Raw genomic sequence first — 5050 nt, forward strand, 5'->3', positions numbered from 1 at the left:
AATTTAGATAAAAATTTTAAAAAATGATTTTTATCTAAAAAAAATTAACTATTTTTAATTAAAATAAATTACATATATTTTTTTCTAATAGTGGTTAATGTTTGATTTATATATAGAGTGTATAATTTATGAAATCTAAAACTTTAAGGACTTCACTATTCTAATACATATCTGCTGTGCTGTAGATAGCCACTATTTTTTACAAAAACTACAAGAGAGCTATCCCAAAGAGAAGTTTATTGGTTTTTTTTATGACCCAAATATACATCCCTATAGCGAATACTACCTACGACTACTTGATGTTAAACGCTCATGCAAAATGCTTGGTATTGAGCTTATAGAGGGTGAGTATGATACTAACAACTGGTTAGAGGCTGTTCGTGGTTTGGAAAAGGAGCCTGAAAAGGGTGCTAGATGTGCTATCTGTTTTGATAGACGATTTGAGGTTACAGCGAAGAAGGCTAAAGAGTTGAAGGAGAAGACATTTACCTCTACTCTGCTTACTAGTCCAAAAAAATCACTAAAACAGCTTCAACAAACAGGTGATATACTTGCTGATAAGTATGGCATATCATTTTTAGCTCCTGATTTTCGTAAAGCCTCTGGAACACAAGAGCAGAATATTATGGCAAAAGAGGATAGACTCTATCGACAAGACTACTGTGGCTGTCTCTTTGGACTCACCATGCAAAGAGAAGAACAACAAAAACTAGCCGATGAGCTTTTTTCTCCTATCTCAAAACAGATACAACCAGAGTCTATAGAAGAGAGGATTGAACTTTATGAAAAACGGATGGGATATGAAGAGGATAATATAAAGTATAGAGTAGTTAAAGAGAGATTTCTTAACTGGCGAATGGAGTTTGGACAATTGAGAGTTCAAAAGGAGACCATCCCTGCTCATTTTCTACCCTACTCTACTATTAGAAGTGAGTATAGTAGAGGGCGTATTGACTACTCTATAGAGAACCTCCACTATTTGAATCGAGATGAAATTAAGTTTATTTCACTAGATAGATATAACCTCTTATTAGAGACAAATTATGAAACTATAATGCAGTTAAGTTTCAATCCGCCGAGCTTCAATACAGAGCTTAAATTACGCAAAATTCTTATAACTAATAATTATGACTTATCTACAATTATAGTTACTGAACATATTCCAACGAAAAAAGTTGAAGTTTTTCTTAAAAGCCATATTTATGAAGATGTCAAAGAGGTTATATATGAAATTTGATAACTATTTTAGCAAATTTTAGATAAAATTAGTTAAATTTTTCTCCAAAGGCTAAATTAGTGAAATTTGATGTAGTTGAAATTCAAGAAATTTTACCCCATAGATACCCATTTTTATTGCTTGATCGTGTAACAGATATGGAACCCAATAAGAGTATAGAGGGGTACAAAAATGTATCTATCTCTGAACCAGTTTTCCAAGGACACTTTCCAGGGCATCCTATCTATCCAGGTGTAATGATTGTTGAAGGTATGGCACAGGCAGGTGGAATACTTGCATTTCAAAGTTATAGTAAAGATGAACAAGCAGATATTAAAAATAAAGTTGTCTATTTTATGAGTATTGACAAGTGTAAATTTAGAGCACCTGTAACTCCTGGTGACCAGTTAATATATAAGCTAAATGTTATTAAACATAGAGGAGCAATCTGGCAACTAGATGCTAAAGCTTTTGTTGATGGTAAACTTGTAGCTCAAGCTGAACTAAAAGCTATGATTGTCGATAAGTAGGTCTCTGTATGTCTAATATTCATCCAACAGCTATTATTGAAGATGGTGCTAAGATTGGCGATAATGTAACAATTGGACCTTCTGTTATCATCTCTTCAGAAGCCATTATTGGTGACAATACTATCATTGATGCGCATACTATTATAGATGGTAAAACAACTATAGGTTCTGGTAACCATATATTCTCTCATGCCGTAATAGGGTCTATTCCACAAGATCTAAAATTTAATGGTGAAGAGGTTGAGCTTATTATTGGTGATAACAATAAGATTAGAGAGTTTACACTTCTAAACCCAGGGACAAAGGGTGGTGGTAGTGTTACTAAAATTGGTAACGATAATCTTCTTATGGGTTATGTTCATCTAGGGCATGATGTTATCATAGGTAATAGATGCATCTTGGCAAATGGAGCTACTCTTGCAGGTCATGTAGAGTTGGGTAACAATGTGGTTATTGGTGGTTTTACACCAGTTCATCAGTTTGTTCATATCGGTGACTTTGCGATGGTTGCAGGAGCTAGTGCTTTGAGCCAAGATGTTCCACCATACTGTCTAGCAGAGGGAAATAGAGCGACCCTTAGAGGGCTAAATCTAACTGGGCTACGAAGACATATAGAGAGAGTTAATATAAATAGATTAAAAGTAGTATATAGAGAACTATTTGAGAGTGGGAAACCACTCAAAGAGAGCGTAGATAGACTACTGCAAGAGAAAAATTCAGAAATAGTAAAAAATTTATTAGAGTTTGTCACCAGATCAAAACGGGGCATTCCATTTATAAGGAAAAATATTAATGGCTAAAAAAAGGTGTAGTTTTTGTAGTACTACAGAGAAAGATAATAATCCGTTTATAGCAGGAAACAGTGCGTATATATGTTCAAACTGTGTAACATCTGCCTATAAAATTCTTTTTGGAGAAAATGAGAGTAAAGCAGTAGATAATGAGACAACAACACTTCTAATCCCAAAAGAGATTCACAGAATGTTAGACGATTATGTTATAGGTCAAGAGGGTGCAAAAAAGACATTGGCAGTTGCCGTCTATAACCATTACAAGAGAATTTTTAAAAATAGTACAAAGAGTGCTACCCATATAGATAAATCAAATATCCTACTCATTGGACCTACTGGCTCTGGTAAAACACTTTTGGCACAGACAATTGCACGATTTTTAGATGTGCCTATCGCTATCTCTGATGCTACTAACCTGACAGAAGCTGGGTATGTAGGTGAAGATGTTGAAAATATTCTCACCAAACTACTTCAAGCAGCAGATGGTGATGTAGAGAAGGCTCAAAGAGGAATTATCTTCATTGATGAGATGGATAAGATAGCACGAATGGGTGAAAATCGCTCTATTACTAGAGATGTATCTGGAGAAGGAGTGCAACAGGCACTTCTAAAAATTATCGAAGGTTCAGTTGTAAATATCCCACCAAAAGGTGGAAGAAAACATCCAAATCAAGATTTTTTACAGATTGATACAGCTAATATTCTCTTTATCTGTGGTGGTGCATTTGATGGTATAGAGGAGATTATACGAAAACGATTGGGAGCCAATCAGCTTGGTTTTGGTCAGACAAAACGGAGTAACATAGAGAATGAGTCTGTAATGCACCTTATAGAGTCAAGTGATTTAGTTCAATTTGGGATTATCCCTGAACTGATTGGACGACTTCATGTTACGGCAACTTTAGAACCAATAATGTTAGATGATATGATACGAATTTTAGTTGAGCCTAAAAACTCAATTGTTAAACAGTATCAAAAGTTATTTGAGATAGATAATGCTATACTATCATTTGATGATGATGCACTAAAAGCTATTGCACGAAAAGCTATCAATCGTAAAACGGGAGCCAGAGGACTTCGCTCAATCATGGAAGAGGCATTACTTGATATAATGTATGAGCTTCCAGAGCTAGAGGGGTATGAGATTGTTGTTACAGAGGATGTTATTGATAACAGTAGTGTCAAACCGATATATATAAAAAATTCAAAATCAGCATAGGGAAAAGGAGATAAGTAGATGTTAAAAAAGATTTTAGGTATGTTTTCTAACGATTTAGCAATCGATTTAGGAACAGCAAATACACTAGTTTTGGTTAAAGGTAGAGGAATTGTAATTAATGAACCATCAGTTGTTGCAATTCAGTACGACAGACATGGTAGAGAAGATATTCTAGCAGTGGGTCAAGAGGCAAAAGATATGGTAGGTAAAACGCCAGGGAACATCAAAGCTATCAGACCTATGAGAGATGGTGTTATCGCTGACTTTAATGTTACAGAGATGATGATTCGTTATTTTATAGAAAAAGTTCACAACAGAAAAGGTCTATTCTCACCTAGAATCATTATCTGTGTTCCTTTTGGTCTAACACAAGTTGAGAGAAAAGCTGTCAAAGAGTCAGCTATGTCTGCAGGAGCTAGAGAGGTATACCTCATAGAGGAGCCAATGGCGGCCGCTATTGGTGCAGGACTTCCTGTAAAAGAGCCTAATGGAAACTTGGTCGTTGATATTGGTGGAGGAACAACAGAGATTGGTGTCACTTCACTTGGTGGACTGGTTCAGAGTAAATCGATTAGAGTTGCTGGTGATATGTTAGACAAATCGATTATCGACTATATGAAAAAGAACTTTAACCTACTTATTGGTGATAGAGTAGCTGAAGAGATAAAGATAAAAATCGGTACAGCTATTCAACTTGAAGAGGAGCTTCATACAAATGTAAAGGGTCGTGACCAAGTAACAGGACTGCTTACGGCTGTAGAGATTACCTCTGAGCATATGAGAGAGGCGATGAAAGGACCAATCAAAGAGATTGGTGAAGCACTCAAACTAGTGTTAGAGGATACTCCACCAGATTTAGCAGGTGATATTGTTGAGAATGGTATTGTTCTTACAGGTGGTGGTGCATTGATTAAAGGTCTAGATAAATACCTATCAAACATAGTAAAGCTTCCTGTTTATGTCTGTGAAGACCCTCTACTAGCTGTTGCAAATGGTACTGGTAAAGCACTAGAAGAGATAGACCTACTACAACACACAGCCTATGATGAATAAAAAGCTAATTTTTGTTATACTGCTCTCTTTGGCTTCTCTTTTTCTTTTTCAAAAGGAGGAGAGATTTCAAGAGAGATTTTCTCTTGTTACACTCCCTATAAAAGAGTGGTATCTAAATATCACTAACCAAGTCAATAGTACATGGGAGAGATATACAAAACAGGCAGACTCTATAGATGAACTCAAAAAAGAGAATATACTTCTAAGAAAATATCTCTATAATCAGAAAATAACAATAAAT

At 35.4% G+C, this 5050-nt stretch carries 6 protein-coding genes; all 6 read left to right on the forward strand.

Features of this window, described 5'->3' with window-relative positions:
• Window positions 1-157: 157 nt before the first annotated feature.
• Window positions 158-1237, forward strand: a complete 1080-nt coding sequence (locus GSY74_RS06255) for an epoxyqueuosine reductase QueH (RefSeq protein ID WP_164664249.1) — start codon at window positions 158-160, stop codon at window positions 1235-1237.
• 59 nt (window positions 1238-1296) lie between these two features.
• Window positions 1297-1746: a 3-hydroxyacyl-ACP dehydratase FabZ gene (gene fabZ, locus GSY74_RS06260; protein ID WP_164664244.1), complete on the forward strand. Its 450-nt coding sequence runs from the start codon at window positions 1297-1299 to the stop codon at window positions 1744-1746.
• Window positions 1747-1754: 8 nt separating this feature from the next.
• Window positions 1755-2546 carry an acyl-ACP--UDP-N-acetylglucosamine O-acyltransferase gene (gene lpxA, locus GSY74_RS06265; protein ID WP_164664245.1) on the forward strand — a complete coding sequence of 264 codons (792 nt, stop codon included), beginning with the start codon at window positions 1755-1757 and terminating at the stop codon, window positions 2544-2546.
• Window positions 2539-3756 carry an ATP-dependent Clp protease ATP-binding subunit ClpX gene (gene clpX / locus GSY74_RS06270; protein ID WP_164664246.1) on the forward strand — a complete coding sequence of 406 codons (1218 nt, stop codon included), beginning with the start codon at window positions 2539-2541 and terminating at the stop codon, window positions 3754-3756. Before lpxA ends, clpX begins: the two co-directional genes overlap by 8 nt.
• 18 nt (window positions 3757-3774) lie before the next feature.
• A complete protein-coding gene (locus tag GSY74_RS06275; protein ID WP_164664247.1) occupies window positions 3775-4809 on the forward strand; it encodes a rod shape-determining protein in 1035 nt (344 codons plus the stop codon).
• Window positions 4802-5050, forward strand: a 249-nt coding sequence (locus GSY74_RS06280; protein WP_164664248.1) for a hypothetical protein, incomplete at its 3' end; no start/stop codon positions are given. The genes GSY74_RS06275 and GSY74_RS06280, both read left to right, overlap by 8 nt.

It is taken from the genome of Sulfurovum sp. bin170, assembly GCF_010892395.1.
Taxonomy (GTDB): Bacteria; Campylobacterota; Campylobacteria; order Campylobacterales; family Sulfurovaceae; genus UBA1140.

Bases quoted from the DNA above. Each gene is read 5' to 3' on its own strand.
- lpxA (WP_164664245.1), top strand. From the start codon at position 1,755: ATGTCTAATATTCATCCAACAGCTATTATTGAAGATGGTGCTAAGATT.
- clpX (WP_164664246.1), top strand. From the start codon at position 2,539: ATGGCTAAAAAAAGGTGTAGTTTTTGTAGTACTACAGAGAAAGATAAT.
- GSY74_RS06275 (WP_164664247.1), top strand. From the start codon at position 3,775: ATGTTAAAAAAGATTTTAGGTATGTTTTCTAACGATTTAGCAATCGAT.